Here is a 24,080-nt window from a genome sequence, read left to right as displayed (position 1 = left end):
GATCTATTACCCGGCGCGGCACAGAGCCTCAAGGCAAGGCTCAATCGTGGGATGGGGCCTTGCGCGAGGGTGCGAGATAGGGACGGGTCACGTCCTGCAACGTGACGTTCAGGCATTCAACCTGCGCCGCGATGGCGCCATCGCCGGCAAGGATCAGCTCGACCGTGCCGCTGCCATCCTCCCCGGCGGCGAAGTTCAACGACAGGATCGAAAGGATGGTATCCGCATCTCCGCGCTGCACACCGGCGCTGCGGACCTTCAGCACATCGTCGATGACCAGCATGGACTGCACCCGCTCGACCGGACGGCCACGACGCTCCGCCCGGGGCTTGTCCTCCCAGCGGAAGCGATTGATGAGCAGGGCCAAACGCCGTTCCGACGCGCGCCAGGCGATCTCGGAGGCCGGAAACACCGCATCCTGGGTCAAGGCGGAGATGACCTGCAAATCGTCGGCATCTTCGGCCCGCAGTCGCAACGGGCGCTCGCCGCCCTCTTCGAAACGCGCATCCTCGGTCATGTTTCCTTCACCCGCTCGATCTGCGCGCCACAAGCGCTGAGCTTCTCTTCGACCCGCTCGTACCCGCGGTCAAGGTGATAGACACGACTGACGACGGTTTCGCCCTCGGCGGCGAGGGCCGCGAGGATAAGCGACACGCTCGCGCGCAGGTCCGTGGCCATCACCGGCGCGCCCTTGAGTTGTGGCACCCCGGTGACCGTGGCGGTCCCGCCATGGACGTCGATCCGCGCACCCATGCGGATCAGTTCGGGCGCATGCATGAAGCGGTTCTCGAAAATCCGCTCTTCGAGCACGGAAACCCCGTCCGCGGTGCACAGGAGCGCCATCATCTGCGCCTGCAAATCCGTAGGGAAGCCGGGGAAGGGTTCTGTGACCACGTCCACTGCCCCGACCCGGCCATTGGCGCGCTTGACAGTCAGGCCATGGGCGGTTTCGGACACATCGACGCCAGCCGCCGCGAGGCGCTCTGCAAAGGCTGCGACCAGGTCGAGCCGTCCACCGATCAACTCGACCTCTCCGCCAGTGATGGCCGGGGCCAGCATGTAGGTCCCCAACTCGATCCGGTCGGTCACCACTGGATGGGTCGCGCCGTGCAGCCGGTCCACTCCCTGAACCGTGATCCGGGATGTGCCCTCGCCCTCGATCTGCGCCCCCATCTTGCGCAGACACCGGGCCAGATCGACTATCTCAGGCTCGCGCGCAGCGTTTTTCAACACAGTGGTGCCCTTGGCGAGCGTGGCGGCCATCAGGATGTTTTCCGTGGCGCCGACGGACACGAACGGAAACTCGAACACAGCGCCCTTCAGGCCCCCGGGCGCCTTGGCGTGAACATAGCCGTCCGTCAGCGTCAGATCCGCGCCCAGCGCTTCCAATCCCTTGAGGTGCAGGTCAACGGGACGCGCGCCGATGGCGCAGCCCCCCGGAAGCGAAACAACCGCATGACCATCCCGCGCCAGCATCGGCCCCAGCACCAGGATCGAGGCCCGCATCTTGCGAACGATATCATACTCGGCGGTATGGTTGTCGATCTTGTGGCTCGACAGCGCCAGGACCTTGCCATCTTGCAGCGCGCTGACCTCGGCCCCGAGCGAGCGCAGCAATGCGGTCATCGTGGCGATGTCGCTCAGACGCGGCGCATTGGTCAGGGTCAGAGGCTCATCGCTCAGCAAGGTGGCCGGCATCAACGTCAGACAGGCATTCTTGGCCCCCGCAATGGGAATGGCCCCATGAAGGGGCATGCCCCCCCGGATCACGATCTGGTCCATATCCGCCTGTCCTTACGCCTGTTCCGAGCCATCGTCCGGCGCCGCGTCCTCGTTCGTCGAAGCCTGCCGCGCACGGGCCTGAGCCTTGCGTCGTTGCATATTGGCCTTGAGCGCAGCCTTCAAGCGCGCGTCGCGCGCAGCACGCGCCGACACAGACTTATCCACCGGTTCCTTCGGATCTTCTCGCCCCATATCGGTGTCTTAGACCAGTACGAAAAAACCGTCCAGATTGCGCTTGCGCCGCGCTAAGATTGCGCGTAATCAGCCGCCCATCGTGACATATCCACGACCCGTGCTGCTGTAGCTCAGAGGTAGAGCACTCCCTTGGTAAGGGAGAGGTCGAGAGTTCAATTCTCTCCAGCAGCACCATCTCGATTTTTTTTGAGCCAGAATTTTGCCCTAAGTATCTGAAAAAGAAAAGAAAATTTTGGTGTTCTATACATCCCATTTTGGAAGTACCGAAGCGGCCTCGAAAACGCCAGTCTAAGCACTAGCTGACGCATGGCGTGATCTCCATTTTTGTATAAACGCCAAGGACTTGCTAGAAACTTAAGGGCGAGTTCAATACAATCCTCCAGCTGTCCCTTCGGTGGGGCTGTTTTCTCCAGTCTCTCGGAAAGCACCAGCTTCTCACGCTCCAGCCTATCGATGCGCGCTTCGCAGGCCGCGACAACCGAGGCTTTTTCGGTTTCGACAAGCCGATCCAGAAGGTTTTCGATCTGGCGCTCAACATCGGCAAGCTGCTTCTTGAGCGCTTCCTTATCGCCTTGTGCTGACGCAAGCCGCATAAGCTGGCGCGTATGTCAAATAGCGAAGTATCGAACGGCAGCGCGGTCGGCTTGTTGCCGCCCTTTGTTGCGTAAACCCGCCCGGGACCGAAGAGCTCTAACCCCCAGCGCCGGACGCGCCCGTGATCGCCACGCAAGATCGACCTTGACGTAGAGACGGTGGGGCACCTATCTTAAAACTTGTCGCGCGGCATTTTTTGAAAATTCAGGTGTTAAGATGGCTCAGCCGAAAATTCGCAATATGGAAGAATTTGCGGCAATCAGCGGCATCTCCCGCCCAACCGTGTCGAAATACTTCAACGACCCCGACAGCGTCCGGGCCACCACCCGCAAGAAGATTGAAGCCGCGCTGGCCAAGCACGCCTATGAACCGAACGTCTTCGCCATGAACCAGAACCGGCGCAAGACCAAGAATATCGGCGTTCTGGTGCCGAACCTGGCCGACCCGTTCTTCTCGGAGATCGCGCGGCGCGTCGAATTAGCCTGCATTGAGGCAGGCTACAGCCCGATCCTGCTCAGCTCCCACGGCAGCCCGGACCGGGAGCGCGACAACCTAAAGTCCCTCCGATCACTGAAACCCGCCGGCGTCTTGCTGGCCCCCTTTGGCCGGAGACTGTCGGACCGGGAGGCCGTGCGGGCCTTCAGCGAGGATTTTCCGCTGGTCCTGTTCGACGCCAACATGCCCGAGACCGGGCAGGCCTTCGTCGGCACGAACCATATTCAAAGCATTGACCTTATGGTGGAATACTTGTGTCGCAGCGGTGAGCCACCCTGTTTTTTCGAAATGAAGCACCCCACCCATCCGAACGCCTTCGTGCATCGGCACGCCTATATCGAGAGCATGGAACGGCACGGGGAAACGCCCCACGTGCACCAAGCCGAGGGCGGCGGCTGGAATTTCGAGGAGATCGGCAGCACCGAAGGCGGGCGCCTGCTTGCAGAGGGGGCGTTCGAGACCAACACGATCCTGTGCAGCAACGACCGGCTGGCCATCGGGATGCTGTCAGCGGCATATCGACTGCACCTGCCCGTGGGCCACGGCCCCGACTGCAAGATCCGGATCGCCGGACATGACGACCACCCGTTCTCGCGCTTCACATGCCCACCCCTGACCACGATCGCACAGGATTACGAGGCCATTGCGATTCGAGCCGTGCGGACATTGTTCCGCATCCTCGAGGATGATGGCCACCTCCCCGCGCGCGAAGAAACCTTGTTCGAAGGTCGTCTGATTATGCGAGATTCCGCATAAAGCGTTGAAAAAATGAGCTGTCTATAAATTTTACGCGCGCAAATTCTAGTTTGACTTCGCGTCACCTCATTGGTTAAGGTCAATGACATCATCCAACGAGGAGGAACTTTCCGGATGTCCTTGAAGAACGCACTTTACGCGGCCACCGCCCTGACCCTTGTAAGCTCGGGCGCCATGGCAAGCGAAAACCTGGTAATCGCAACCGTCAACAATGGCGACATGATCCGGATGCAGGGTCTGACCCAGGATTTTACCGACAAGACCGGCCACACGGTCGAGTGGGTGACCCTCGAAGAGAACGTCCTGCGCCAGCGCGTCACGACGGATATTGCTGCCAAGGGCGGCTCCTTCGACATCATGACCATCGGCATGTACGAAACTCCGATCTGGGGCGCCAATGGCTGGCTCGTGCCGCTGGACGATCTGTCCGCGGACTACAACGCCGACGATATTCTGCCCGCGATGCGCGCCGGTCTGAGCCATGACGGCACGCTCTATGCTGCGCCGTTCTACGGCGAAAGCTCCATGATCATGTACCGCAAGGACCTGATGGAGAAGGCCGGGCTGGAAATGCCCGATGCGCCGACCTGGCAGTTCATCCGCGAAGCGGCCGCCGCCATGACCGACCGCGAGAACGACATCAACGGCATCTGCCTGCGCGGCAAGGCCGGCTGGGGCGAAGGCGGCGCGTTCATCACCGTCACCGCGAACTCCTTTGGCGCGCGCTGGTTCGACGAGGACTGGAACGCCCAATTCGACCAACCCGAGTGGAAAGAGGCGCTGGAATTCTTCGTCGGCATGATGAACGAGTCCGGGCCGAACGGCTACGCCACCAACGGCTTCAACGAGAACCTGAACCTGTTCCAGCAGGGCAAGTGCGGCATGTGGATCGACGCCACGGTGGCGGCGTCCTTCGTGACCAACCCCAACGACTCGACCGTGGCCGACCAGGTGGGCTTCGCCCTCGCCCCGAACAGCGAGGGCATCGAGAAGCGCGCGAACTGGCTCTGGGCCTGGGCCCTGGCGATCCCCGCCGGCACGCAGAAGGCCGATGCCGCCAAGGAATTCATCGAGTGGGCCACCTCGACCGATTATATCGAGTTGGTGGCCGCGAACGAAGGTTGGGCCAACGTGCCTCCGGGTGCGCGGACCTCGCTCTATGAGAACGAGAACTACAAGGACATTCCGTTCGCCAAGATGACCCTGGATTCGATCCTGGCTGCCGATCCGACCGACCCGACCGTGGACCCGGTGCCCTATGTTGGCATCCAGTTCGTCGCTATCCCCGAATTTGCGGGCATCGCCACCGAAGTCAGCCAGGAATTCTCCGCCGTCTATGCCGGTCAGCAGACCGTCGAAGAGGCGCTTGAGAAAGCCCAGGCCCTGACCAACGACGCCATGGAAGCCGCCGGCTACCGCTAAGCACTCCTCCCCCCGGGGCGCGCGGTTGGCCCGCGCCCCGGGACTTTCATTCCCGAAAATCGCAGCTCCCGTTCCAGATAGCCTGTCGGCGATCAACAGAGGAGGTATGCCTGATGGCAACCAAACATTCCCGATCAGCGGCGCGCCTGATGATGGCTCCGGCGGTCATCCTGCTCCTCGGCTGGATGCTTGTCCCCCTGACAATGACCCTGCTGTTCTCGTTCAAGCAGTATCTGCCCCTGCGGGGTGGCGACCTGGGTTGGGTGGGATTTGACAACTACATTCGTTTCGTTTCTTCGAGTGCCTTCTGGCCCTCGGTTACAGCCACCTTGATCATCGTCGGTGGCGTGCTGGCGATCACGATTACCCTGGGCGTCTTGCTCGCGATCCTTCTCAACCAGCCGATGTGGGGTCAGGGCGTTGTCCGGATCCTGGTGATCGCGCCCTTCTTCGTGATGCCCACCGTATCCGCACTGGTCTGGAAGAACATGTTCATGGATCCGACCAACGGGCTGTTGGCGCATCTGTGGCGCTTCTTCGGGGCCGAGCCGGTTTCGTGGCTGTCGGAGGCCTCGATGACCTCGATCATCATGATCGTGTCCTGGCAATGGCTGCCCTTCGCGACGCTCATCCTGCTGACGGCGATCCAGTCGCTCGACAGCGAGCAGCTGGAAGCCGCCGAGATGGACGGGGCCCCGCCGGTGAAACGCTTCGCCTTCATCACCCTGCCCCACCTGAGCCGCGCCATCACCATCGTGCTGCTCATCCAGACGATCTTTCTGCTGGCGATCTTCGCCGAGATCTTCGTGACCACGGGCGGCGCCTTCGGCACACGGACGCTCACTTACCTGATCTTCCAACGCGTGCTCGAAAGCCAGAATGTCGGCCTCGGCTCTGCCGGAGGGGTGTACGCAATCATTCTCGCCAATATCGTTGCCATCTTCCTGATGCGCATCGTCGGCAAGAACCTGGACGCGTGAGGAGGACATCATGGCCCGCGCAGTTACCCAACAACGCAAGCTCATCAATACCACCCTGGCCTGGGGCATCGGACTGCTAATCTTCTTCCCGATCCTCTGGACCATCCTGACCAGCTTCAAGACCGAGGCCACGGCGATTGCAGACCCGCCCGTGTTCCTGGCGTTCGACTGGACACTGGAGAACTATACCGCGGTCCTGGAACGGTCGAACTACGCCAAGTTCCTGTGGAACTCGATCATCATCGCCGGGGGCTCGACCATCCTCGGCATCATGATCGCGGTTCCCGCGGCCTGGTCCATGGCCTTTGTGCCCTCGCGGCGCACCAAGGACATCCTGCTGTGGATGCTGTCGACCAAGATGCTGCCGGCGGTGGGTGTGCTCTACCCGATCTACCTGATCTGCATCGAGCTTGGCATTCTCGACAGCCGTGTCGCCCTCGTGGTCATCCTGATGCTGATGAACCTGCCGATCATCGTCTGGATGCTCTACACCTATTTCAAGGAAATCCCCGGCGAGATCCTGGAGGCCGCCCGCATGGACGGCGCGTCCCTGAAGGAAGAGATCCTCTACGTGCTCACGCCCATGGCGATCCCGGGCATCGCCTCGACCCTGCTGCTGAACTTCATCCTGGCCTGGAACGAGGCGTTCTGGACCCTGAACCTGACGGCGGCCAATGCAGCCCCCCTGACGGCCTTCATCGCCAGCTATTCCAGCCCCGAAGGCCTGTTCTTTGCGAAACTCAGTGCAGCCTCGACCATGGCCATCGCACCGATCCTCATCCTCGGCTGGTTCAGCCAGAAGCAACTCGTCAGCGGCCTCACCTTCGGCGCTGTGAAATAAGGACCTAGACCCATGGGACAAATCAAGCTCAACCAGGTGACGAAAAGCTTCGGCGACGTGGAGGTCATTCCGCCTCTGGATCTGACCATCGAGGATGGCGAGTTCGCAGTGTTCGTCGGCCCCTCGGGCTGCGGCAAGTCCACCCTTCTTCGCCTGATCGCGGGGCTGGAGGACATCACCTCGGGCCATATCGAGATCGACGGCAAGGATGCGACCAACGTGCCCCCGGCCAAGCGCGGCCTGGCGATGGTGTTCCAATCCTACGCGCTCTATCCGCATATGTCGGTGCGCAAGAACATCGCCTTCCCGATGAAGATGGCGGGCATCGACGAAGCCGAGCAACAGCGCCGGATCGACGCCGCCGCCAAGGCGCTGAATCTCACAGACTATCTCGACCGCCGTCCGGGCCAGTTGTCCGGCGGCCAGCGCCAGCGGGTGGCCATCGGTCGCGCCATTGTCCGCGAACCAGCGGCATTCCTCTTCGATGAGCCTCTGTCGAACCTCGACGCGGCTCTGCGGGTGGGGATGCGGCTGGAAATCTCCGAGTTGCACAAGCGGCTGGAGACAACGATGATCTACGTCACCCACGACCAGGTCGAAGCCATGACCATGGCCGACAAGATCGTGGTTCTGCGCGCCGGTCATATCGAGCAGGTGGGCTCGCCGCTGGAGCTGTACCACAGCCCCCGCAACGAGTTCGTCGCCGGCTTCATCGGCTCGCCCAAGATGAACCTCATCAAGGGGACCGAGGCCGCAAAGCACGGGGTCGCCACCATCGGCATCCGCCCCGAGCATACCGACGTCAGCACCACCGAGGGGCTTTGGGAAGGTCGTGTCGGGGTGGCCGAGCATCTCGGCTCCGACACCTTCCTGCACATCCACGGCGTGCCGGATTGCGACCCTATGACCGTGCGCGTGGATGGCGAGTTGCCGGTCAAGCATGGCGACAAGATCTTCCTGACGCCGCAGCTGGACAAGCTGCACAAGTTCGACGCCCAGGGCCTGCGGGTTTCCTGATGCATCCGGCTGTGAACTCAGCCCCGATCACGGAGGCCGCCCGGGGGATCGGGCGACCCTACGACCAGGGGGTTCTCGACATCACGGTCGACCGCACACCTTGCCTACCAGGCACCGCGGGCTGGCAGTTCATCGCCCATGGTGGCGCCGAAAAGACCGCTGATAGGATCAGCGGTGTGGGGCGACGCGGAAAACGCTTCGGGGAGAGCCATGACGCCAACACGGCAGCGACGCTTGACCGGATCGGGCACAAGGTCACCCTCAGGGCGCGCTCGCCCGGCGCAATAGGTAACGAATACCGGGGCGGCATCGGTGCTTTTCGCACCGAACATGCGCAAGACGCCCCGGGCCAGAAGACCAAGAAAATCGGCGCCACTGTTCCCTACGGAGATACGGGCCCCGCAGAAGACCTGACCGGCATGGCGGTGTCCCCGACCTCGGAGGAGGCCGATGCTATCGTCGCGCAAACCTGCAACGTGGATGGTGGACAATGGATCAGCTGATCTCCCTCTCAAACGCGACCCTGGGGCAACTGGCCATCGAACGCCCCCGATACGACCGGAGCCGTCTGACGCCCGGGATCGTGCATATCGGCGTCGGCAATTTCCACCGGGCCCACCAGGCCTGGTACTTGCACCGCCTGATGCAGGCGGGCCAAGCGCTCGACTGGGCGATCATCGGCGCAGGGGTTCGCCCCTATGACGCGGCCATGCGCGACAAGCTCCTAGCGCAGAATTGCCTGACCACCCTGATCGAACTGGATCCCGACAACGTCTCCGCCGAGGTTATCGGCTCGATGATCGACTACCTGCCCATCGTGGAGGGCAACCGCCCGCTCATCGCCCAGATGGCGGACCCGGCGATCCGGATCGTCGCCATGACCGTCACCGAGAGCGGCTATTACATCGATCCGGTAACCAAGGGGTTCGATGCCTCGCACCCGGATCTCGTCCATGATGCGGCGCAGCCGGACCGGCCGCGCACAGCCTTCGGCGCCATCGTCGCTGCCCTCCGTGTGCGACGGGCCGCGGGCCACGGTCCCTTCACCTGCCTGAGCTGCGACAACCTGCAGGGCAATGGCGATATCCTGCGCCAGACCGTGGTCTCCCTTGCGCGCCTGACCGATCCGGCACTGGCCGACTGGATCGACACCCATGCCAGTTTCCCCAACTCCATGGTCGATTGCATCGCGCCCGCCACCGGCCCCAAGGAGCTGGCCCTTGCTGCTCAGTTCGGCATCCGGGACGCGGCTGTCGTCACCCACGAAGCCTTCCGCCAATGGGTGATCGAGGATGAGTTCTGCGCGGGCCGCCCCAACTGGGACGCGGTCGGGGCGACCTTCTCCGACGATGTGCATGCCTACGAGACAATGAAGATCCGCATTCTGAACGCGGGCCACCAGGTGTTGGCGAATGCGGGCGAGAATCTCGGGATCGAGACGATTTCCGGCTGCATGGCCCATCCCGGCATCGCGGCCTTCTTCGGCAAGGTGCAGCGGGAAGAGATCGCGCCGACGGTCGCCCCGGTCCCCGGCAAGACGCCTGCATCCTATGTCAACCTGATCGAAACCCGCTTTGCCAACCCGCGGATCGTCGACACGACCCGGCGCGTGGCCTTCGATGGCTCAGCCCGGCATCCCGGCTTTGTCCTGCCGATCGTACGGGACCAGCTTGCGGCCGGACGCTCTGTCGAGGGCCTGGCGCTGGTCGAGGCGCTCTGGGCGCGGATGTGCGCCGGGGTGCGCGAGGACGGGACCGAGATCGCGCCGAACGACCCGCTCTGGGACGCGCTTGTCCCCGTGGCTAGCGCGGCGCGGACCGATCCGGCGCTCTGGCTCGGGCAAACCGGGCTCTACGGTGATCTCAAGCAATCGGAACCCTTCGCGGACGCGTTCTGCGCCTGGCTCGCGCTGATCTGGGACAAAGGCTGCGAGGCGGCCCTGCGCCGCTATATCACCGGCAAGGAGCGGCACACGGCCACGGCGTCCTGAACCCGCGCTCGCCCGCCCAGTACCAACCCAAAGTCAGCGGAAGCGCACGCCTTGCGCTGCCAGGCTCCCTCAAGGTCAGGGCCCCCTCGTTGACCAGCCACCGCCGCAGCACGAAGCTGCGCGCCCCGCTTCTGTGCATCGGGTCCGCCTCGGCGATTGCCGGCGCCGCGTCAAGCGAAACAACACGATAGTTGATCAGGCCCATCCCCTCCATCATCTCGCCGCTCTCATCGGAGACCGGTCCCGCAAGAAAGAGCGCTCCGCTGGCTTCCTGGTACGCCAGATGCGCGGGAAGGTTCACGCGCACATCTGCCGACGCCCCGGCCGGGCTCGAGAGCACCGCGTAAAGCTCCTCGGCCAGAGCGCCCCTGCTCTTTGCTTCGGATTTATAGTCTGCCCATGCGCGCATCTGCGAGATTTCTCCCGCCCTGCAAAAAATCGATTTTATTTTACCCAGAGCCCGTTTATCGTCAAAAGAAGAGTCGAGCAAGCGGGAGAGGTATCCATGCGGTTTCTTGTTGGGCATGTCCAAGGCCAGCCGGGCGTCTTTGCAATCGTGGAAGAGGCGGCAACAAACCTGACCGCCCTGATGCCGGAAATCGGCACCGACCTGGCGGCGCTGACCCGGGATCACGAGCTTGTGACGAAGGCCGCAAGCCTCGTTGGACAGGGCCCGCAGACCCAAGTGACCGACATCACCCCCGCCCTGCCCATCGCGCATCCCGGCACCATCATCTGCCTTGGCCTGAACTATGTCGAACACATCCGCGAAGGTGGCTACGAGATTCCGGACTATCCGGCCCTGTTCATGCGGGGGCGCAACTCGATCATGCCCTCCGGCGCCCCCATGGTGCGCCCCGCCTGCTCCGAGACACTGGATTACGAAGCCGAACTGATGCTGATCGTCGGCGAGGGCGGCCGCCACATCCCCGAGGACGCGGCGCTGGAGCATGTCTTTGGATACACCACCTTCAACGACGGCTCTGTGCGGGAATACCAGCGCAAGACCCACCAATGGACCCCGGGCAAGAATTTCGACGCGACCGGGGCCGTCGGCCCCATCGTGGTGACCCCGGGCGAGTTGCCAGAAGGCGCGAAGGGGCTGAAGATAGAGAGCCGTGTGGGCAATGAGATCCTGCAATCCTCCAACACTGAAAACATGATCTGGGGCGCGGCCAAGACCCTCTCGATCATCTCGGAATACACCACGCTGGAGCCCGGAGACCTGATCGCGCTCGGCACACCGCCCGGCGTCGGCCATGCGAAGAAGCCCGGCCCCCGCTGGCTGCGCCCCGGAGAAGTGATCGAGGTGGAAATCGAAGGCATCGGGACCTGCGCCAACCCCGTGGTGGACGAGACCGCCATAGCGGCAAGAACGTCGGCGGAGTGATGACCGCCCCGGCGCAATCCCAGACCGATCTGCGCACGCAGGCGCAGGAGGCAGTGCGCGTCCTGCGCCGCCGCAAGCCGCGTCTGGACGACGATGCCATCGACCTGTTCCTGCGCGATGCGCGCTCGCATTATGCCTGGACCGACCGCCCGGTCAGCGACGAGATGCTGCACACGCGGTTCGAGATCGCCATCGCCGGACCGACCAGCATGAACACCTGCCCGGCGCGGTTCCTTTTCGTGCGCAGTGACGCCTAGAAAAACCACCTGGCCAAGTCGCTCAATCCCAAGAATGTCGACAAGATGCGCAGAGCGCCGGTGACCGCGATCATCGCATGGGACCCGCTCTATTGGCAGAAGCTCGACTTTCTCTTCTCGCCCGAAGACCGCAAGCCGCTCTTCGACGGGAACAAAGACTACGCCAACAACACCGCGTATCGCAACTCCACCCTGCAGGGCGCGTATTTCATGATCGCGGCCCGTGCCATGGGTCTGGACGTGGGTGCGATGTCCGGGTTTTCAAACCAGATCGTGGATAAGGAGTTCTTTGCCGAGAATGGCTGGAAGTCGAACTTCCTGTGCAACATCGGCTACGCGGACGAAGCCGCCCTGTTCCAGAAACTGCCACGTTTCGCCTTTGACGATATATGCGAGATACTGTGAGGGCTGATGGCGGTGCGCGCGAAGACAGGACACCACCATCGGACAGGCTCACATCCCCCTGATCGCGTGCACCCCGCGCCCAGGCTCGGTGCAGGACTGGTTCCGCACAGACGGACCCGCGGCCGGCCCTCGGCAGGCGCCTCGCCGAGACAGGCAATAATAAAATGGACTGGACGGAAAACTATGGTGGCACCATCGCCAAGCCCAAGAGCATGCTCGAAGGCGTGAAGCTGGGCCTCGGGGACATCAGCATCGTCACGACCATCTTCCACAGCTCCAAACTTCCCAGCCAGACTACCAGGTGTTCTCCCACGCGCCGATCTCGGGGCTGTCGGATCTCGAAGGGACCAAGGTCGCCGGCGCCGGCATGAACCTGCGCTATCTCGAAGGGATCGAGGGGTGCGCGGTGGCCGGACAGCCCGGCACGGAGATGCGCAACCCCTACATGAAAAAGCTGGTCGAGGCCGGGTTCACCCCGGTGCGTAACTGGTCCGGCGACACAGCGACTAACTGATCAGGCGTCAGGCCCCATGACCCTTTTCGCAAGAATTGTCAGCGGCATTTCCATGGCGGCAAATGCCGCTGGCACCTTCGTGGTCATGGCGATGATCGTCGTCATCAACTACGACATCGTGGCACGCGGGCTGTTCAACAAACCCTTCCTCGGCGCGGTCGAGGTGGTGCAATTCTCGATGGTTCTCATCGTGTTTTTGCAACTGCCGGACATGATCCGCGTCGGACGCCTGACCCGCTCGGACGGGTTCCTGATGCTGATGCCGGCGCGTCGCCCGGCCCTCGGCAGCCGCCTGAGCTAGGTGATCGATCTGGTCAGCGCGCTTTTCATGGTGCCGGTCGCCATCGCGATCTGGCCAGAGTTTCTAGATATGTGGGCAACCAAGGACTACTTCGACGCCCGGCGTATTCACTGCGCCCTGGTGGCCGGTCAAGCTCGTGATCTTCCTGAGCGCCTGCCTGTGCACGGTGCATTATCCCCATTGCCCTGGGCCTCGTCAGCTTCATCGCGATCCGGATCATGCGCGACAGCATGGACCTGTCCTTTGCGCTGCTGAAGATCGCCATCGGCGACAGCGCTATGGGATACACCTTCGCCACCATTCCGCTCTTCACCTTCATGCGGCTGATCGTGTCCAGGGCCGGGCCTGGTGCGGATATCTACTCGGCCATGAACCAGGGGTTCCGCCGCATCACCCGGGGGATCGGCATGCCCACGGTGGGGGCCAACGCGGTCTTTGCCGCCGTGACCGGGTCCTCCATCGCCTCGGCCTCGGTGTTCTCGAAGATGTCCGTGCCCGAGATGCTGCGCCATGACTACAATCCGCGCTTTGCCGTGGGGGTGGCCGCGGGATCCTCGGTGCTGGGCATGATCATCCCGCCCTCGGCGATGCTGATCATCTATTCCTTCGTTGCCGAACAATCGGTGGGCGAGATGTTCCTCGCCTGTGTCGTGCCCGGGCTGCTACTGGCAGCGGCCTATATCGTGGCGATCTGGTTCATGGGGCGTTTCACCTCGGCCTTCGTTGGCGGCACCAAGATCGAGACGAGCGACCTGATGCCCTGGTCCAAGATCGCGGCGAAAACCCTGCCGATCGCGGCGCTGATCCTCGTGGTGGTGCCGGGCGGGATCTATACCGGCTGGACAACCCCGGTCGAGGCGGGGGCGGCCGGATCTCTGCTCGGCATCGTGATCGCCGCCGCCCGCGGGCGGTTCAACCTCACCTCCTTCTGGGAAACGGTGATCGAAACCGGCCATATCACCGCCGCCATCCTGTTTTTGATCACCGCGGCGTCGATGTATGCCCGGATGCTCGGCCTCGCTGGCCTGCCGAACGAACTGCAGACCATCCAGGCCGAGAACGCCCTCGATTTCTTCCGGATCATGTTCCTCCTGGTGGTGCTGATGCTGTTTCTAGGCACGATCCTCGACACCGCCTCGATCATCCTGATCGTCTTGCCGCTCTTCCTGCCGCTGATCGACACCATGGGGCTGAGCCTTGTGTGGTTCGGCATCGTCGCGGTGGTCGCCCCCGAGATCGGCCTGTTGACCCCGCCGCTGGGGCTCAGTTGTTTCGTGATCAAGGCCACGCTCGACAATGATCGGATCAAGCTCAAGGACGTGTTCCTTGGCGCCCCGCCCATCGCCTTCGTGATGCTGCTGGTGCTGATCCTGCTGATCCGCTTCCCGGCCCTGAGCCTTGCCATCCTGAACTGAGGAGAGCCTGATGAGAAACGTCACCGAGGACACCCTCACCGACGCGTTTGAGGCCTATTTCGGCCGCGACACCGACCCGCGGTTCAAGGAGGTCATGACCGCCCTGACCCGCCACCTGCATGCATTTGCCAGGCAGGTGAATCTGACCCACGCGGAATGGGACCAGGGCATTCCGTTTCTCGAACGCATGACCGAGTTCACCACCCGGGAGCGGCATGAGTTCGTACTGCTGTCGGACGTTCTCGGCCTGTCTTCGCTGGTGGACATAATCAACACGGTGCCGGGCGGGACCAACTCCTCGGTGCTCGGGCCCTTTCACGTGAGCGGCTCACCCAGGATCCCCATCGGCCATGACCTTAAGCACCACTACCCCGGCCCGGTCCTGCTGGCCACGGGCGTGGTGCGCAGCATCAATGGCACGCCCATCGAAGGGGCCGAGTTGGACACTGGCAAACCGTCCCGAACGGCCTCTATTCCAGCCAGGACGCGGTCTTCGGCGTGCGGTCGGATCTGATCATGCAGTACATGGAACAACCCGCGGGCACCTTCCCCGCCGAGGGGTTCGATCTCTCGGGCAAGGTGGACGGCCCCTGGCTCAAGGTCGAATTCGACCTCACACTGGTCCCCACCTAGCTGAGCGCGCCATCGCCCAGAAGCCCTGCGAGAAAGGCGCCGGTCATCTTGTAGTGGCTGATCAACGCCTCCCGGGCGCGGTCCACATCCCGCGCGACGACCGCATCGAGGATCGCCTGATGCTCATCGCTCACATCCCGGCGCCGGTAGTCCAGCGCATTCCCGGCCAGGTACCTGTAACGGATGTTGAGGTCATAGAGCTGCGAGCAGAATTTCAGCAAGATAGGCGACGGCGCATTGGCCAGCAGCGCCATGTGGAACTCTTTGTGGCGCTGCTCGAACATCTCGCTGCCGGCCTGCTTGGCGCGCTGCATCCGGTGATGGGCCAGCACGACGCCCTCCTCCCAGCCCTCCGTGGCCCGCGCGATGCTCTCGCCCAGCGCCAGCGCCTCCAGCGTGCAGCGCAGGCTGAGGATCTCCTGGAAGTTCTCGGCACTGATCTCCGCGGTGCGAAACCCACGCTGGTCGATCCGCTCCACCAGGTTGTCCGAGGTCAGCAGGCTCAGCGCCTCCCGGATCGGCGACGCCCCGGTGTCCAACTTGCGCCGCAAGGCGTCGATCTTGAGCTTTTCGCCAGGCCGCAAGACGCCGGTGACGATCATGTGGCGCAGCATTTGATAGGCACGCTGTGTCGCCGACCCCTCGCCGGGTCGCGTGTCGAAACCTTGAATGGTCATGCGCGCTCCTTGGAACCGCCGAATTTGCGTGTGGCCTGACAATAAAACGATATATGCTCCGAAATCGAGAAAAATCGATGTTTTGACCGTCGATGTCGCGGCGGGCCATCCGCCCAGCGATCCCCCCCCTGCGCTGCCGCGCCGCCCCCTGCTCTGGCAAAAAACCCGTTTACGCGCCCCGCGCAGCCACGCATCGTGGTGCCATGACCGTCTCGACCCCCAAGCCGTTCCTCGCGCGCGTCAGCGACGCGTTGCCCGACCTGCACCCCAGCGAGCGCAAGCTGGCGGAACTGGTGCTCGACTTTCCCGGCGAGATGGCGGGCTACACGGCCACCGAGATCGCCGAACTGGCCAATGTGTCGAACGCCACGGTGTCCCGCTTCGTGCGGCGCATCGGCTATGGGTCGTTCGACGAGGCGCGCCGCGCGGTCCGCGACGAGCAGCAGGCCGGGACCGCCCTGTTGCGGATGTCCGCGGACACGCCCCAGAGCGGCGGCGCGGTCGCGCGTCATCTCATGGCCTCCCAGCAGAACCTCGAGCTGACCTATGGCGGGCTGGACGACACCGTGATCGACAACCTTGCCGAAGCGATGATCGCCGCGCCACGGGTCTGGTTCGTCGGGTTCCGCGCCGGGCAATCCTTCGCGCAATATCTCGGCTGGCAATGCTCCCAGGTGCTGCCCCTGGTCACCGTGCTGCCCCGCGCGGGAGAGACACTGGCCGAAAGCTTCGCCTCGCTCGATGCGCGCGACGTGGTCTTCCTGGTCGCCCTGCGCCGCAAGCCGAAGCTGACCCAAGCGGTCGCGGAGGCGACGAAACAGGCCGGCGCGGCCCTTGCGGTGCTCGCGGATGGCCCCACTCCCGACCTCGCAGGCGCGGACTGGCACCTGACATCGGCGACCTCGACCACCGCGCCGTTGATGAACCATGTCAGCAGCATGGCGGTCTGCAACCTGATCGGCGCGCGGATCATCGAATTGTCGGGCGCGGCCGGCCGCGCGCGGATGGCCGCGATCGAGGAAAGTCACCGGCGCTTCGACGAGCTTTAGCCGTGCTTCCCCCAAGGGAGCCGCCCCCTGGCACCCGGGGCTCCCCCTGCCTGTTTCCCGACGTCAGTCGATAAAAACCGCTGGATTTCGCGGCAGATCACGTCTCGTCGCAAGAAACGGTGTGAAAAATTTATTTCTCCGTGGTAGTGTTTGAAAAATTGTTTTCACAATCAGGTATCGATTCGTCCCTCCTCACCGAGATTGAAAGGACCACACCATGACCACTTCCCGTCTTGCCCTGATCGCTGCGGCCAGCGCGATGCTCATGCCGGCGGCCGCCGCCGCCGAAGCCGTCATGCAGATCAACTCTTCCCTGCCCGAAGGCTCCTTCGCCCATGTCTTCCTGCAAGAGTACGAGCAGCGCCTGGAGGCCGCCGCCCCGGGCGAGATCGACGTGCAGATCTTCATGTCCAACACCCTGGGCAAGGAAGAAGACGTCCTGCAGGGCCTCGGTTTCGGCACGCACCAGGCCTCGCTTTCCGCCTCCGCCGTGGCACAGGTGAACAACCGCACCTCGATCTTCGATCTGCCCTACCTGTTCGAGGACCGCGCCGCCGTACAGACCTTCATCGACAGCCCGGCGGGCGAAATGCTGGCCGACGGCTTCGACGGCACAGGCATGGTGCTGGCGGCCATGTGGGACAACGGGTTCCGACAGATCACCAACAATGTGCGCCCCATCGTGACCCCCGCTGACCTCGACGGTCTGAAAATCCGCACCCCCACCAACCGCCAGCGGGTAGAGATGTTCAACACCCTCGGCGCCAACGCCACGCCGCTTTCGTTCGGGGAGGTCTACTCCGCCCTCGACCAGGGCACCATCGACGGCCAGGAAAACCCCGCCAACGTGGTCGAGACTGCAAAGCTCTTCGAGGTGCAGGGCTACATGTCCCTGACCAACCACGTCTATCTGCCCACCTTTTTCGTGATCGGCGAGCCGTTCCTGAACTCGCTCACGCCAGAGTTGCGCGAGACCGTGATCTCGGTCGCCAAGGAGGTCGGTCCGTGGAGCTTCGAGTGGGGCGAAAACAGCGATACAGAGACCATCGCGGCCTTGCAGGAGAAGCTGGAGGTCAACGAGATCGACTTCGCGGCTTTCCAGTCTGCCGCAGCACCGCTCTATGACAGCCCGACCTTCGTGGACGTGATCGGCGCCGATATGATCGCGGCGACGAAAACCGCCCTCGGCATCGAATAAGCCCAGCGCAGGAGCCCACGGAATGGATCGCCTCGATACCGTCATCGACACCGCCGACCGCTGGCTCGGCGCGGTTCTGGACGTGATGGTAATCACGCTCGCGGGGCTCTTGCTGCTGCTTCTGAACTGGGCGGTCTTCGCCCGGTTCATCCTCAACGACAGCGTCTCCTGGGGGGAGGAGTTGCCCGCCCACCTGCTGGCCATGCTGACCTTCATCGGCGCGGCCTACCTGACGCGCACCAATGAACACCTCGGCTTCGACGCAGTGTTGCGGGTGATGCCGCCGGGGATGCAGCGCTGGGTGACCGCGCTCAATCTGGTCCTGATGGGGGCGTTCGGCGCGATGCTCGCCTGGTACGGCGGGATCGCGGCGGCCAGCTTCGGGGCCCGCTCGCTGATCTCCGTGGACCTGCCGATGATGCTGTTTCGGGGGGCAATGCCGCTCGGGGGTGCGTTGATCGCGCTGTTCTGCGCGGTGCGGCTCGCCGGGATCGTGACCGGGCGGATCGATCCGCTCGACCTCTTGCCGGAAAGTGACGCCTGATGTTCCTGGACCCTGGATGGATCATCCTGATCCTGCTCGTCGTGCTGCTGATTGCCGGGCTGCCGATTGCCTTCGTGCTCGGCGTGACCGCGGCGGTGATGATCCTGCTGGACCCTGCGGTCGTGCCGCAGATCATGGGGCTGATCCCCTTCGGCGGGGCCAACAACTACCTGCTGGTGGCGGCGTTGTTGTTCATGATCGCGGGCGAGATCATGAACCAGGGCAAGATCGCAGAGAAGCTTATTGCCTTCGCCTCCTCGCTGGTGGGCCATATCCGGGGCGGGCTGGCCCATGTGAACATCCTCACCTCGCTGTTCTTCTCGGAAATCTCCGGCACCGCCACGTCGGATGCCGCCGCCATCGGCTCGGTCATGATCCCCCAGATGCGCAAGCGCGGCTACCCGGCCGCCTTCGCCGCCGCGGTCACCTCGACCTCGGCGACCATGGCGATCATCGTGCCGCCCTCGCTGAACCTGATCCTGTATGCCTATGTGGCGAACGCCTCGATTGCCGAGCTTTTCGCCGCCGGGATCGTGCCCGGGTTCCTCGTCTGCGGCCTGCTGATGGGCACGGCCTATATCATCTCGGTCAAGCGCGGCTATCCGACCGAAGGCGCGTTTTCCTGGGGCCGCGTGGCCGAGACCGGCAAGGACGCGGCCATCCCCCTCACCCTGCCGATCCTCGTGCTCGCAGGTATCCTGGGCGGCATCTTCACCGCGACCGAGGCCGGGGCCATCGCCGCCTTCTGGTCCATCGTGCTGGCCGCTTTCATCTACCGCACGGTCAAGCTCGGCACCCTGATCGACACCCTGCGCATCGCGGGTAAACGCTCGGCCATGCTGATGTTCATCGTGGCGACCTCCACCCTGCTCGGCTGGTACCTCACCAACCAGCGCATCCCCCAGGACATCGCCGAAGGCATCCTCGGGCTGTCCGACAACTACTGGGTGATCCTGCTGGCGATCAACGTGTTCTTCCTGCTGGCGGGCACCATCATCCACGGCACGCCCGCGATCCTGATGCTGGTGCCGATCTTCCTTCCCCTCGCGGACCAGCTGGGTATCGACCGGGTGCATTTTGGTCTGATCCTGACGATCAACCTCGGCATCGGGCAACAGACGCCGCCCGTGGCCTCGGTGGTGCTGATCACCTGCGCCATCGCCAAGATTTCCATCGCCAAGATCATTCCCTCGATGCTGATGTTCATCGGCGCGATGCTGGTGGCCCTGTTGCTGATCAACCTGTTCCCGGCCCTGTCGCTGTGGTTGCCGTCGGTGATCCTGTGATGCGGCTTCTGGTGATCAATCCCAACACCTCCCGCGGGGTGACCAACCGCATCCGGGAGGCCGCCGATGCCATGGCCCTGCCCGGCGACCGGTTCACCACCCTCTGCCCCGCCTACGGGCCGGAGTTGATCGTGACCGAGCAGGACGCGGCCCTCGCCCGGCAGGCGGTGGTCGACACCGTGCGCGGCTTCAAAGGGCCCTGCGACGGGATCGTTCTGGCCTCTTTCGGCAATACCGGCGCGGACCCGGTGCGCGCCTTGCGCCCAAGCATCCCCGTGGTCGGCATCGCCAGCGCCGCATTCGCCACCGCGCGCGCCCTTGGCGGGCCGTTCGGTATCGTGACCTTCGGCAAGGGCCTCGTGCCAGGCCTGCAGGCCAAGGTGGACGAGGCAGGCCTGTCGGACGCGCTGCTTGGCATCTCCTGCGTCGCGGGGGAGGAGTTCGGCGACCCAGGCGAGGTTCAGACCCGCTTCCGCTCCGAACTGGAAGCCCTTTGTGCCGATATGCACCAACGGGGCGCACGCAGCATCGTCATGGGCGGCGGGCCGCTCGCGGGCATGGCCCGCAGCCTCGCCCCGACCTGCCCCATCCCCATCATCGACGGCACCCAGGCCGCGATCAGCCTGATCCGGGCCGTGGCCGCCCCCAGAGGCGACCACGAACCCCGCCGAGCCGCCGCGCCCGCCGAGACCTGAGCCCGCATAAACCGGAGCCCCCTGGAAAGGTCAGGATCAGGTGTTGAACAGGAAATGCAGCACGTCGCCATCCTTGACGACGTAGCTCTTGCCCTCCGCCCGCATCTTGCCGGCCTCCTTCGCGGCCTGCTCGCCGCCGAGCGCCACGTAGTCGTCATAGGCAATCGTCTCGGCCCGGATGAAGCCGCGCTCGAAATCGCCATGGATCACACCCGCGGCCTGGGGTGCGTGGGTCCCCGCCGGGATCGTCCAGGCGCGCGCCTCCTTCGGCCCGGCGGTGAAATAGGTCTCGAGGTGCAAGAGCGCGTAGCCAGCCTTGATCAGACGATCGAGCCCGGCTTCCTCCAGCCCCATCTCCGACAGAAACATCTCTGCCTCTTCCGGGTCGAGCTGGCTGATCTCTTCCTCGATCTGGGCCGAGATCACCACATGGGCCGCGCCCTGCTCGGCCGCCATGGTCGCCACCGCCTTGGAATGGGCGTTGCCCGACCCGGCGCTGGCCTCATCCACGTTGCACACATACAGGATCGGCTTGGTGGTCAGCAGCTGCAACATCCGCCACGCCTTCGCGTCCTCCGCGTCGACCGCAACCGCGCGGGCGGGCTTGCCCTCTTCCAGCGCCGCCATGGCCGCGCGCATCAGACGCTCCTGCTGCACGGCTTCCTTGTCGCCGCCGCGCACCTTGCGCACGATGTTCTGCAGCCGCTTCTCGATACTCTCCATATCCGCCAGCATCAGCTCGGTCTCGATCGTGGCGGCGTCGGCGATAGGATCGACGCGCCCCTCCACATGGGTCACATCCCCATCCTCGAAGCAGCGCAGCACATGGGCGATGGCATCCACCTCGCGGATATTGGCGAGAAACTGGTTGCCCAGCCCCTCCCCCTTGGAGGCGCCCTTCACCAGACCGGCAATATCCACGAAGGTCATCCGCGTCGGGATCACCTGCTTGGACCCCGCGATCTCCGCCAGCCTATCAAGCCGCGGGTCGGGCACCGCCACCTCGCCCACATTCGGCTCGATGGTGCAGAAGGGAAAGTTCGCCGCCTGCGCCGCCGCCGTTCGGGTCAGCGCGTTGAACAGCGTCGACTTGCCCACATTCGGCAGCCCGACAATACCCATCTTGAAGCCCATCGCCCGTGTCCTTTGCCTGATCCGGTTTGCCGGTGTCTTAGGCGGAAGCCCCGCGCGCCGCAAGCACGGGCCTGCACCGCCTGCGCGGCGGGGAACAGGGCCACCCCCGGCCTCTGCAATCCCGCACAGAGTCCGAACTTGCCCCCTGCGCCCGGATCGCTAGACCAAGACTACGGCGCGGCCGTCCCCGTGTGGCTGGGGCAAGACACGCAAACCGTTCCGCGGGGGCCCGCCGCAGGGCGTCAGAGCCTTGCCCATGTCCCACGCATCTCCCATCCCCACCACCATATCCGAACTCGCCCCCCTCCTGCGCCTGTCGATCCCGCTGATGATCGGGCTCGCCGCCCCGATGCTGATCGGGGTGATCGACACGGTGATGATCGCCCCCCTCGGGACAGAGCCCCTGGCCGCCGCCGGGATCACCACTTCGGTGGTCATCATCCTGCTGTCCAGCCTGTGGGGCCTCGTGACCATGACAGGTATCCGCATCGCACAGGCCGAAGGCGCGGGCGACCGTCCGGGCGTAGCGATCGAGCTGAAGACCGGGCTCTGGCTGAGCCTGGCGGCCGGGGGGCTTGGCATGGCCCTGATGCTGGCGATCCTGCCTGCGCTGGGGCTGCTGGGCCAACCCGACAGCGTGCGCGCGATCCTGCCCGGCTACTGGGTGTCCATGGCGGTCTGGCTGCTGCCCTTCACGGCGTTCTACGTGATCAAGGGGCTGTTCGACGCGGTGGACCGTCCCTGGGCCGGGGTGGCGCTCAGCTATCTCGGCGTGGTGGTGAACCTGCCGCTGAACTGGCTGCTGATCTATCCCGCGGGGCTGGGACTGCTCGGCGCGGGCCTTGCCAGCATCCTTAGCCAGACCCTCGCCCTCGGGGCGGCCTGGTTGGTCTGGCGCCGCGCGAAGGGCCTCGCCCCCTGGCGGGTGCCGGTGCCCGCGGGCGCACTGCGCCTGCGCGCCCAGATCCGGGATGGCTGGCCGCTGGTGGTGGGCTATGCGGGCGAAGGCGGGGCCTATGCCCTGATCGGGGTGATGATGGGCTGGGTCGGGGCCACGGCGCTGGCCGCGAACCAGATCGTGCATACCGTCGGCGCGGTGGGCTACGTGTTTCCGCTGGGCATGGCCATGGCGGCCTCGATCCGGGTGGGCCTGGCCCATGGCGCGGGCCAGACCGGACGACTGCGCGCGATCCTGCGCGCCGCCCTGACCGTGGTCACCGGCTGGATGATCCTGCTGATGGCCTTCTTCCTGATCGCGGGCGACTGGCTCTCGGGCCTGCTGTCGGACGACCCGGAGGTCGTCGCGCTGGCCGCCACGCTGTTCATCGCCCTCGCCTGCATGCAGATCGCCGACGGGGTGCAATCGACCAGCCTCGGCGCTCTGCGCGGCATGGGCGACATGCGCTGGCCCACCGCCATGTCGCTTATCGCCTATTGGCCTCTGGCCCTGCCCGCGGCCTACGCGCTCGGGTTCTGGGCGGGGCTGGGGGCGCTCGGGCTCTGGGTCGGCTTCGGTCTGGGCCTCGCCATCGCCGCCATCATGTTGCCCCTGCGCTTCTGGCACCTTACGGGCAGGGCACCTGCGATGCAGATCGGGCATTGATTTCCGCGCGCCCTTGGCCCAAACCGCTGCGAACGATGGGCTACAGGGACGCAGGGCTGACCATGACACGGATCGACGAGACATTCGCGCGGCTGCGGGCAGAGGGCAAGAAAGCCTTCGTGGCCTATGTGATGGGCGGCGATCCGGATTACGACACCTCGCTGGAGATCGTGCGCGGCCTGCCCGCGGCAGGCGTCGACATCATCGAGCTTGGCATGCCCTTCACCGACCCCATGGCCGACGGCCCCACGATCCAGCTTGCGGGCCAGCGCGCGCTGGAGGCGGGCCAGACCCTCGACAAGACCCTCGATCTCGCCCGCGCCCTGCGCGAGACCGACGATGCGACACCGATCGTGATGATGGGCTACTACAACCCGATCTATTCCCGCGGGGTGGACCGTTTTCTCGCGGATGCCAAAGACGCCGGGATCGACGGGCTGATCGTCGTGGACCTGCCCCCCGAGGAAGACAGCGAGCTTTGCATCCCCGCCCAGGCCGCGGGTCTGAACTTCATCCGGCTGGCCACACCCACAACCGACGACGCGCGCCTGCCCAAGGTGCTGCAGAACACGTCCGGCTTCGTCTACTACGTGTCGATCACCGGGATCACCGGCGCGGCGCAAGCGCAGGCCAGCGATGTGGCCCCGGAAGTGGCCCGGATCAAATCCGCCACCGACCTGCCGGTTATCGTGGGCTTCGGCGTCAAGACCCCCGAGCTGGCCGAGAGCATCGCGGGCGTGGCTGACGGCACCGTGGTGGGCTCCGCCATCGTCAAGATGATCGAGGACGGCAAGCCCGTGCCGGAGATCCTGGGCTTCGTGGCCGATCTCGCCGCGGGCGCGCACCGGGCCTGAGGCCCGAAACCACCCCATCTTCCCCGTCGGGAAGGGCTGTTCACGCCCCCCAC

The 24,080-nt window shown here is 64.4% G+C and carries 28 protein-coding genes and 1 tRNA gene; 22 read left to right on the top strand and 7 right to left on the bottom strand.

What is annotated here, in order from left to right:
* Window positions 1–40: 40 nt before the first annotated feature.
* Genes PVW48_RS03510 through PVW48_RS03500 form a run of 3 tightly spaced genes read right to left on the bottom strand, consistent with a single transcriptional unit; the run spans window position 41 to window position 1,974 of the window.
* Window positions 41–517 carry a DUF2948 family protein gene (locus PVW48_RS03510; protein WP_012177652.1) on the bottom strand — a complete coding sequence of 159 codons (477 nt, stop codon included), beginning with the start codon at window positions 515–517 and terminating at the stop codon, window positions 41–43.
* Entirely contained in the window at window positions 514–1,782 is a 1,269-nt protein-coding gene (murA, locus tag PVW48_RS03505) for a UDP-N-acetylglucosamine 1-carboxyvinyltransferase (RefSeq protein ID WP_274580310.1), read from the bottom strand. The genes PVW48_RS03510 and murA overlap by 4 nt, the downstream gene beginning before the upstream one ends.
* A 12-nt stretch (window positions 1,783–1,794) precedes the next feature.
* Window positions 1,795–1,974: a hypothetical protein gene (locus tag PVW48_RS03500; protein WP_044027640.1), complete on the bottom strand. Its 180-nt coding sequence runs from the start codon at window positions 1,972–1,974 to the stop codon at window positions 1,795–1,797.
* A gap of 102 nt (window positions 1,975–2,076) precedes the next feature.
* On the opposite strand from PVW48_RS03500, the gene PVW48_RS03495 reads away from it, so the two are divergent.
* Window positions 2,077–2,151 (top strand) — tRNA-Thr (locus PVW48_RS03495).
* Here PVW48_RS03495 and PVW48_RS03490 read toward each other — a convergent pair.
* A complete protein-coding gene (locus PVW48_RS03490; RefSeq protein WP_274580309.1) occupies window positions 2,130–2,570 on the bottom strand; it encodes a hypothetical protein in 441 nt (146 codons plus the stop codon). The two genes, PVW48_RS03495 and PVW48_RS03490, sit on opposite strands and share 22 nt — an antisense overlap.
* Window positions 2,571–2,787: 217 nt before the next feature.
* Between PVW48_RS03490 and PVW48_RS03485 the strand changes: the two genes are divergently transcribed.
* The 7 genes from PVW48_RS03485 to PVW48_RS03455 all read left to right on the top strand — a co-directional run bounded on the left by PVW48_RS03485 (window position 2,788) and on the right by PVW48_RS03455 (window position 10,072).
* A complete protein-coding gene (locus tag PVW48_RS03485; RefSeq protein ID WP_274580308.1) occupies window positions 2,788–3,822 on the top strand; it encodes a LacI family DNA-binding transcriptional regulator in 1,035 nt (344 codons plus the stop codon).
* A gap of 114 nt (window positions 3,823–3,936) precedes the next feature.
* On the top strand, window positions 3,937–5,244 hold the full coding sequence (locus PVW48_RS03480; RefSeq protein WP_012177648.1) for an ABC transporter substrate-binding protein: 1,308 nt from the start codon (window positions 3,937–3,939) through the stop codon (window positions 5,242–5,244).
* 113 nt (window positions 5,245–5,357) lie between these two features.
* A complete protein-coding gene (locus tag PVW48_RS03475) occupies window positions 5,358–6,224 on the top strand; it encodes a carbohydrate ABC transporter permease (protein ID WP_012177647.1) in 867 nt (288 codons plus the stop codon).
* A gap of 10 nt (window positions 6,225–6,234) precedes the next feature.
* Complete coding sequence (locus tag PVW48_RS03470; RefSeq protein WP_012177646.1) at window positions 6,235–7,065, top strand: carbohydrate ABC transporter permease; 831 nt, start codon at window positions 6,235–6,237, stop codon at window positions 7,063–7,065.
* Between the two features lie 12 nt (window positions 7,066–7,077).
* On the top strand, window positions 7,078–8,082 hold the full coding sequence (locus PVW48_RS03465) for an ABC transporter ATP-binding protein (protein ID WP_274580306.1): 1,005 nt from the start codon (window positions 7,078–7,080) through the stop codon (window positions 8,080–8,082).
* On the top strand, window positions 8,082–8,585 hold the full coding sequence (locus tag PVW48_RS03460; protein ID WP_274580305.1) for a hypothetical protein: 504 nt from the start codon (window positions 8,082–8,084) through the stop codon (window positions 8,583–8,585). Before PVW48_RS03465 ends, PVW48_RS03460 begins: the two co-directional genes overlap by 1 nt.
* The gene (locus PVW48_RS03455) at window positions 8,573–10,072 is read left to right on the top strand and encodes a mannitol dehydrogenase family protein (protein WP_274580304.1); all 1,500 of its coding nucleotides are present in this window, start codon (window positions 8,573–8,575) and stop codon (window positions 10,070–10,072) included. The genes PVW48_RS03460 and PVW48_RS03455 overlap by 13 nt, the downstream gene beginning before the upstream one ends.
* On the opposite strand, the gene PVW48_RS03450 is transcribed toward PVW48_RS03455, so the two are convergent.
* A complete protein-coding gene (locus PVW48_RS03450; protein WP_274580302.1) occupies window positions 10,035–10,598 on the bottom strand; it encodes a YciI family protein in 564 nt (187 codons plus the stop codon). The genes PVW48_RS03455 and PVW48_RS03450 overlap by 38 nt on opposite strands.
* Between PVW48_RS03450 and PVW48_RS03445 the strand changes: the two genes are divergently transcribed.
* The 7 genes from PVW48_RS03445 (at window position 10,578) to PVW48_RS03415 (ending at window position 14,868) form a co-directional block, all read left to right on the top strand.
* Window positions 10,578–11,462: a fumarylacetoacetate hydrolase family protein gene (locus tag PVW48_RS03445; protein ID WP_274580300.1), complete on the top strand. Its 885-nt coding sequence runs from the start codon at window positions 10,578–10,580 to the stop codon at window positions 11,460–11,462. The genes PVW48_RS03450 and PVW48_RS03445 overlap by 21 nt on opposite strands.
* Window positions 11,462–11,719, top strand: coding sequence for a hypothetical protein (locus PVW48_RS03440; protein WP_274580299.1), 258 nt, complete (start codon window positions 11,462–11,464; stop codon window positions 11,717–11,719). Before PVW48_RS03445 ends, PVW48_RS03440 begins: the two co-directional genes overlap by 1 nt.
* A gap of 9 nt (window positions 11,720–11,728) precedes the next feature.
* A complete protein-coding gene (locus PVW48_RS03435; RefSeq protein WP_274580649.1) occupies window positions 11,729–12,124 on the top strand; it encodes a malonic semialdehyde reductase in 396 nt (131 codons plus the stop codon).
* A gap of 301 nt (window positions 12,125–12,425) precedes the next feature.
* Complete coding sequence (locus PVW48_RS03430; RefSeq protein ID WP_274580297.1) at window positions 12,426–12,638, top strand: hypothetical protein; 213 nt, start codon at window positions 12,426–12,428, stop codon at window positions 12,636–12,638.
* A 16-nt stretch (window positions 12,639–12,654) separates the two neighbouring features.
* The gene (locus PVW48_RS03425) at window positions 12,655–12,939 is read left to right on the top strand and encodes a TRAP transporter small permease subunit (protein WP_274580296.1); all 285 of its coding nucleotides are present in this window, start codon (window positions 12,655–12,657) and stop codon (window positions 12,937–12,939) included.
* Between the two features lie 170 nt (window positions 12,940–13,109).
* Window positions 13,110–14,354: a TRAP transporter large permease gene (locus PVW48_RS03420; protein ID WP_338020464.1), complete on the top strand. Its 1,245-nt coding sequence runs from the start codon at window positions 13,110–13,112 to the stop codon at window positions 14,352–14,354.
* Window positions 14,355–14,364: 10 nt separating this feature from the next.
* Window positions 14,365–14,868 carry a dioxygenase gene (locus PVW48_RS03415; protein ID WP_274580295.1) on the top strand — a complete coding sequence of 168 codons (504 nt, stop codon included), beginning with the start codon at window positions 14,365–14,367 and terminating at the stop codon, window positions 14,866–14,868.
* A 115-nt stretch (window positions 14,869–14,983) separates the two neighbouring features.
* Here the strand turns inward: PVW48_RS03415 and PVW48_RS03410 are convergent, their stop codons facing one another.
* Complete coding sequence (locus PVW48_RS03410; RefSeq protein ID WP_274580294.1) at window positions 14,984–15,664, bottom strand: GntR family transcriptional regulator; 681 nt, start codon at window positions 15,662–15,664, stop codon at window positions 14,984–14,986.
* A gap of 203 nt (window positions 15,665–15,867) precedes the next feature.
* Between PVW48_RS03410 and PVW48_RS03405 the strand changes: the two genes are divergently transcribed.
* From PVW48_RS03405 to PVW48_RS03385, 5 genes are all read left to right on the top strand, one after another.
* Window positions 15,868–16,713: a MurR/RpiR family transcriptional regulator gene (locus tag PVW48_RS03405; RefSeq protein ID WP_274580293.1), complete on the top strand. Its 846-nt coding sequence runs from the start codon at window positions 15,868–15,870 to the stop codon at window positions 16,711–16,713.
* Window positions 16,714–16,930: 217 nt separating this feature from the next.
* Window positions 16,931–17,911, top strand: a complete 981-nt coding sequence (locus tag PVW48_RS03400; protein ID WP_274580292.1) for a TRAP transporter substrate-binding protein — start codon at window positions 16,931–16,933, stop codon at window positions 17,909–17,911.
* A gap of 22 nt (window positions 17,912–17,933) precedes the next feature.
* Window positions 17,934–18,455 (top strand): TRAP transporter small permease, encoded by a 522-nt coding sequence (locus PVW48_RS03395; protein ID WP_012177634.1) that lies wholly within the window; start codon window positions 17,934–17,936, stop codon window positions 18,453–18,455.
* The gene (locus tag PVW48_RS03390) at window positions 18,455–19,741 is read left to right on the top strand and encodes a TRAP transporter large permease (protein ID WP_274580291.1); all 1,287 of its coding nucleotides are present in this window, start codon (window positions 18,455–18,457) and stop codon (window positions 19,739–19,741) included. Before PVW48_RS03395 ends, PVW48_RS03390 begins: the two co-directional genes overlap by 1 nt.
* Complete coding sequence (locus PVW48_RS03385; RefSeq protein ID WP_012177632.1) at window positions 19,741–20,436, top strand: aspartate/glutamate racemase family protein; 696 nt, start codon at window positions 19,741–19,743, stop codon at window positions 20,434–20,436. The genes PVW48_RS03390 and PVW48_RS03385 overlap by 1 nt, the downstream gene beginning before the upstream one ends.
* A gap of 36 nt (window positions 20,437–20,472) precedes the next feature.
* On the opposite strand, the gene ychF is transcribed toward PVW48_RS03385, so the two are convergent.
* Window positions 20,473–21,570 carry a redox-regulated ATPase YchF gene (ychF, locus tag PVW48_RS03380; RefSeq protein ID WP_012177631.1) on the bottom strand — a complete coding sequence of 366 codons (1,098 nt, stop codon included), beginning with the start codon at window positions 21,568–21,570 and terminating at the stop codon, window positions 20,473–20,475.
* Between the two features lie 256 nt (window positions 21,571–21,826).
* Between ychF and PVW48_RS03375 the strand changes: the two genes are divergently transcribed.
* Both PVW48_RS03375 and trpA read left to right on the top strand, forming a co-directional pair.
* Window positions 21,827–23,173: an MATE family efflux transporter gene (locus PVW48_RS03375; protein ID WP_274580284.1), complete on the top strand. Its 1,347-nt coding sequence runs from the start codon at window positions 21,827–21,829 to the stop codon at window positions 23,171–23,173.
* Between the two features lie 62 nt (window positions 23,174–23,235).
* Window positions 23,236–24,027 carry a tryptophan synthase subunit alpha gene (gene trpA / locus PVW48_RS03370; RefSeq protein ID WP_274580283.1) on the top strand — a complete coding sequence of 264 codons (792 nt, stop codon included), beginning with the start codon at window positions 23,236–23,238 and terminating at the stop codon, window positions 24,025–24,027.
* The last annotated feature ends 53 nt before the right edge of the window (window positions 24,028–24,080 follow it).

The organism is Dinoroseobacter sp. PD6 (assembly GCF_028807315.1).
Lineage (GTDB): Bacteria > Pseudomonadota > Alphaproteobacteria > Rhodobacterales > Rhodobacteraceae > Dinoroseobacter > Dinoroseobacter shibae.
Note: the sequence above shows the minus strand (reverse complement) of the source record. Positions and strands in the feature narration are given on the sequence as shown.

Excerpts from the sequence above, each read along its gene's own strand:
- murA (WP_274580310.1), bottom strand. The coding sequence starts at position 1,782 with ATGGACCAGATCGTGATCCGGGGGGGCATGCCCCTTCATGGGGCCATT.
- PVW48_RS03390 (WP_274580291.1), top strand. The coding sequence starts at position 18,455 with ATGTTCCTGGACCCTGGATGGATCATCCTGATCCTGCTCGTCGTGCTG.
- ychF (WP_012177631.1), bottom strand. The coding sequence starts at position 21,570 with ATGGGCTTCAAGATGGGTATTGTCGGGCTGCCGAATGTGGGCAAGTCG.
- PVW48_RS03415 (WP_274580295.1), top strand. The coding sequence starts at position 14,365 with ATGAGAAACGTCACCGAGGACACCCTCACCGACGCGTTTGAGGCCTAT.
- PVW48_RS03465 (WP_274580306.1), top strand. The coding sequence starts at position 7,078 with ATGGGACAAATCAAGCTCAACCAGGTGACGAAAAGCTTCGGCGACGTG.
- PVW48_RS03475 (WP_012177647.1), top strand. The coding sequence starts at position 5,358 with ATGGCAACCAAACATTCCCGATCAGCGGCGCGCCTGATGATGGCTCCG.
- PVW48_RS03485 (WP_274580308.1), top strand. The coding sequence starts at position 2,788 with ATGGCTCAGCCGAAAATTCGCAATATGGAAGAATTTGCGGCAATCAGC.
- PVW48_RS03395 (WP_012177634.1), top strand. The coding sequence starts at position 17,934 with ATGGATCGCCTCGATACCGTCATCGACACCGCCGACCGCTGGCTCGGC.
- PVW48_RS03375 (WP_274580284.1), top strand. The coding sequence starts at position 21,827 with ATGTCCCACGCATCTCCCATCCCCACCACCATATCCGAACTCGCCCCC.
- trpA (WP_274580283.1), top strand. The coding sequence starts at position 23,236 with ATGACACGGATCGACGAGACATTCGCGCGGCTGCGGGCAGAGGGCAAG.
- PVW48_RS03500 (WP_044027640.1), bottom strand. The coding sequence starts at position 1,974 with ATGGGGCGAGAAGATCCGAAGGAACCGGTGGATAAGTCTGTGTCGGCG.
- PVW48_RS03450 (WP_274580302.1), bottom strand. The coding sequence starts at position 10,598 with ATGCCCAACAAGAAACCGCATGGATACCTCTCCCGCTTGCTCGACTCT.
- PVW48_RS03440 (WP_274580299.1), top strand. The coding sequence starts at position 11,462 with ATGACCGCCCCGGCGCAATCCCAGACCGATCTGCGCACGCAGGCGCAG.
- PVW48_RS03480 (WP_012177648.1), top strand. The coding sequence starts at position 3,937 with ATGTCCTTGAAGAACGCACTTTACGCGGCCACCGCCCTGACCCTTGTA.
- PVW48_RS03425 (WP_274580296.1), top strand. The coding sequence starts at position 12,655 with ATGACCCTTTTCGCAAGAATTGTCAGCGGCATTTCCATGGCGGCAAAT.
- PVW48_RS03460 (WP_274580305.1), top strand. The coding sequence starts at position 8,082 with ATGCATCCGGCTGTGAACTCAGCCCCGATCACGGAGGCCGCCCGGGGG.
- PVW48_RS03490 (WP_274580309.1), bottom strand. The coding sequence starts at position 2,570 with ATGCGGCTTGCGTCAGCACAAGGCGATAAGGAAGCGCTCAAGAAGCAG.
- PVW48_RS03455 (WP_274580304.1), top strand. The coding sequence starts at position 8,573 with ATGGATCAGCTGATCTCCCTCTCAAACGCGACCCTGGGGCAACTGGCC.
- PVW48_RS03410 (WP_274580294.1), bottom strand. The coding sequence starts at position 15,664 with ATGACCATTCAAGGTTTCGACACGCGACCCGGCGAGGGGTCGGCGACA.
- PVW48_RS03470 (WP_012177646.1), top strand. The coding sequence starts at position 6,235 with ATGGCCCGCGCAGTTACCCAACAACGCAAGCTCATCAATACCACCCTG.
- PVW48_RS03385 (WP_012177632.1), top strand. The coding sequence starts at position 19,741 with ATGCGGCTTCTGGTGATCAATCCCAACACCTCCCGCGGGGTGACCAAC.
- PVW48_RS03445 (WP_274580300.1), top strand. The coding sequence starts at position 10,578 with ATGCGGTTTCTTGTTGGGCATGTCCAAGGCCAGCCGGGCGTCTTTGCA.
- PVW48_RS03510 (WP_012177652.1), bottom strand. The coding sequence starts at position 517 with ATGACCGAGGATGCGCGTTTCGAAGAGGGCGGCGAGCGCCCGTTGCGA.
- PVW48_RS03405 (WP_274580293.1), top strand. The coding sequence starts at position 15,868 with ATGACCGTCTCGACCCCCAAGCCGTTCCTCGCGCGCGTCAGCGACGCG.
- PVW48_RS03400 (WP_274580292.1), top strand. The coding sequence starts at position 16,931 with ATGACCACTTCCCGTCTTGCCCTGATCGCTGCGGCCAGCGCGATGCTC.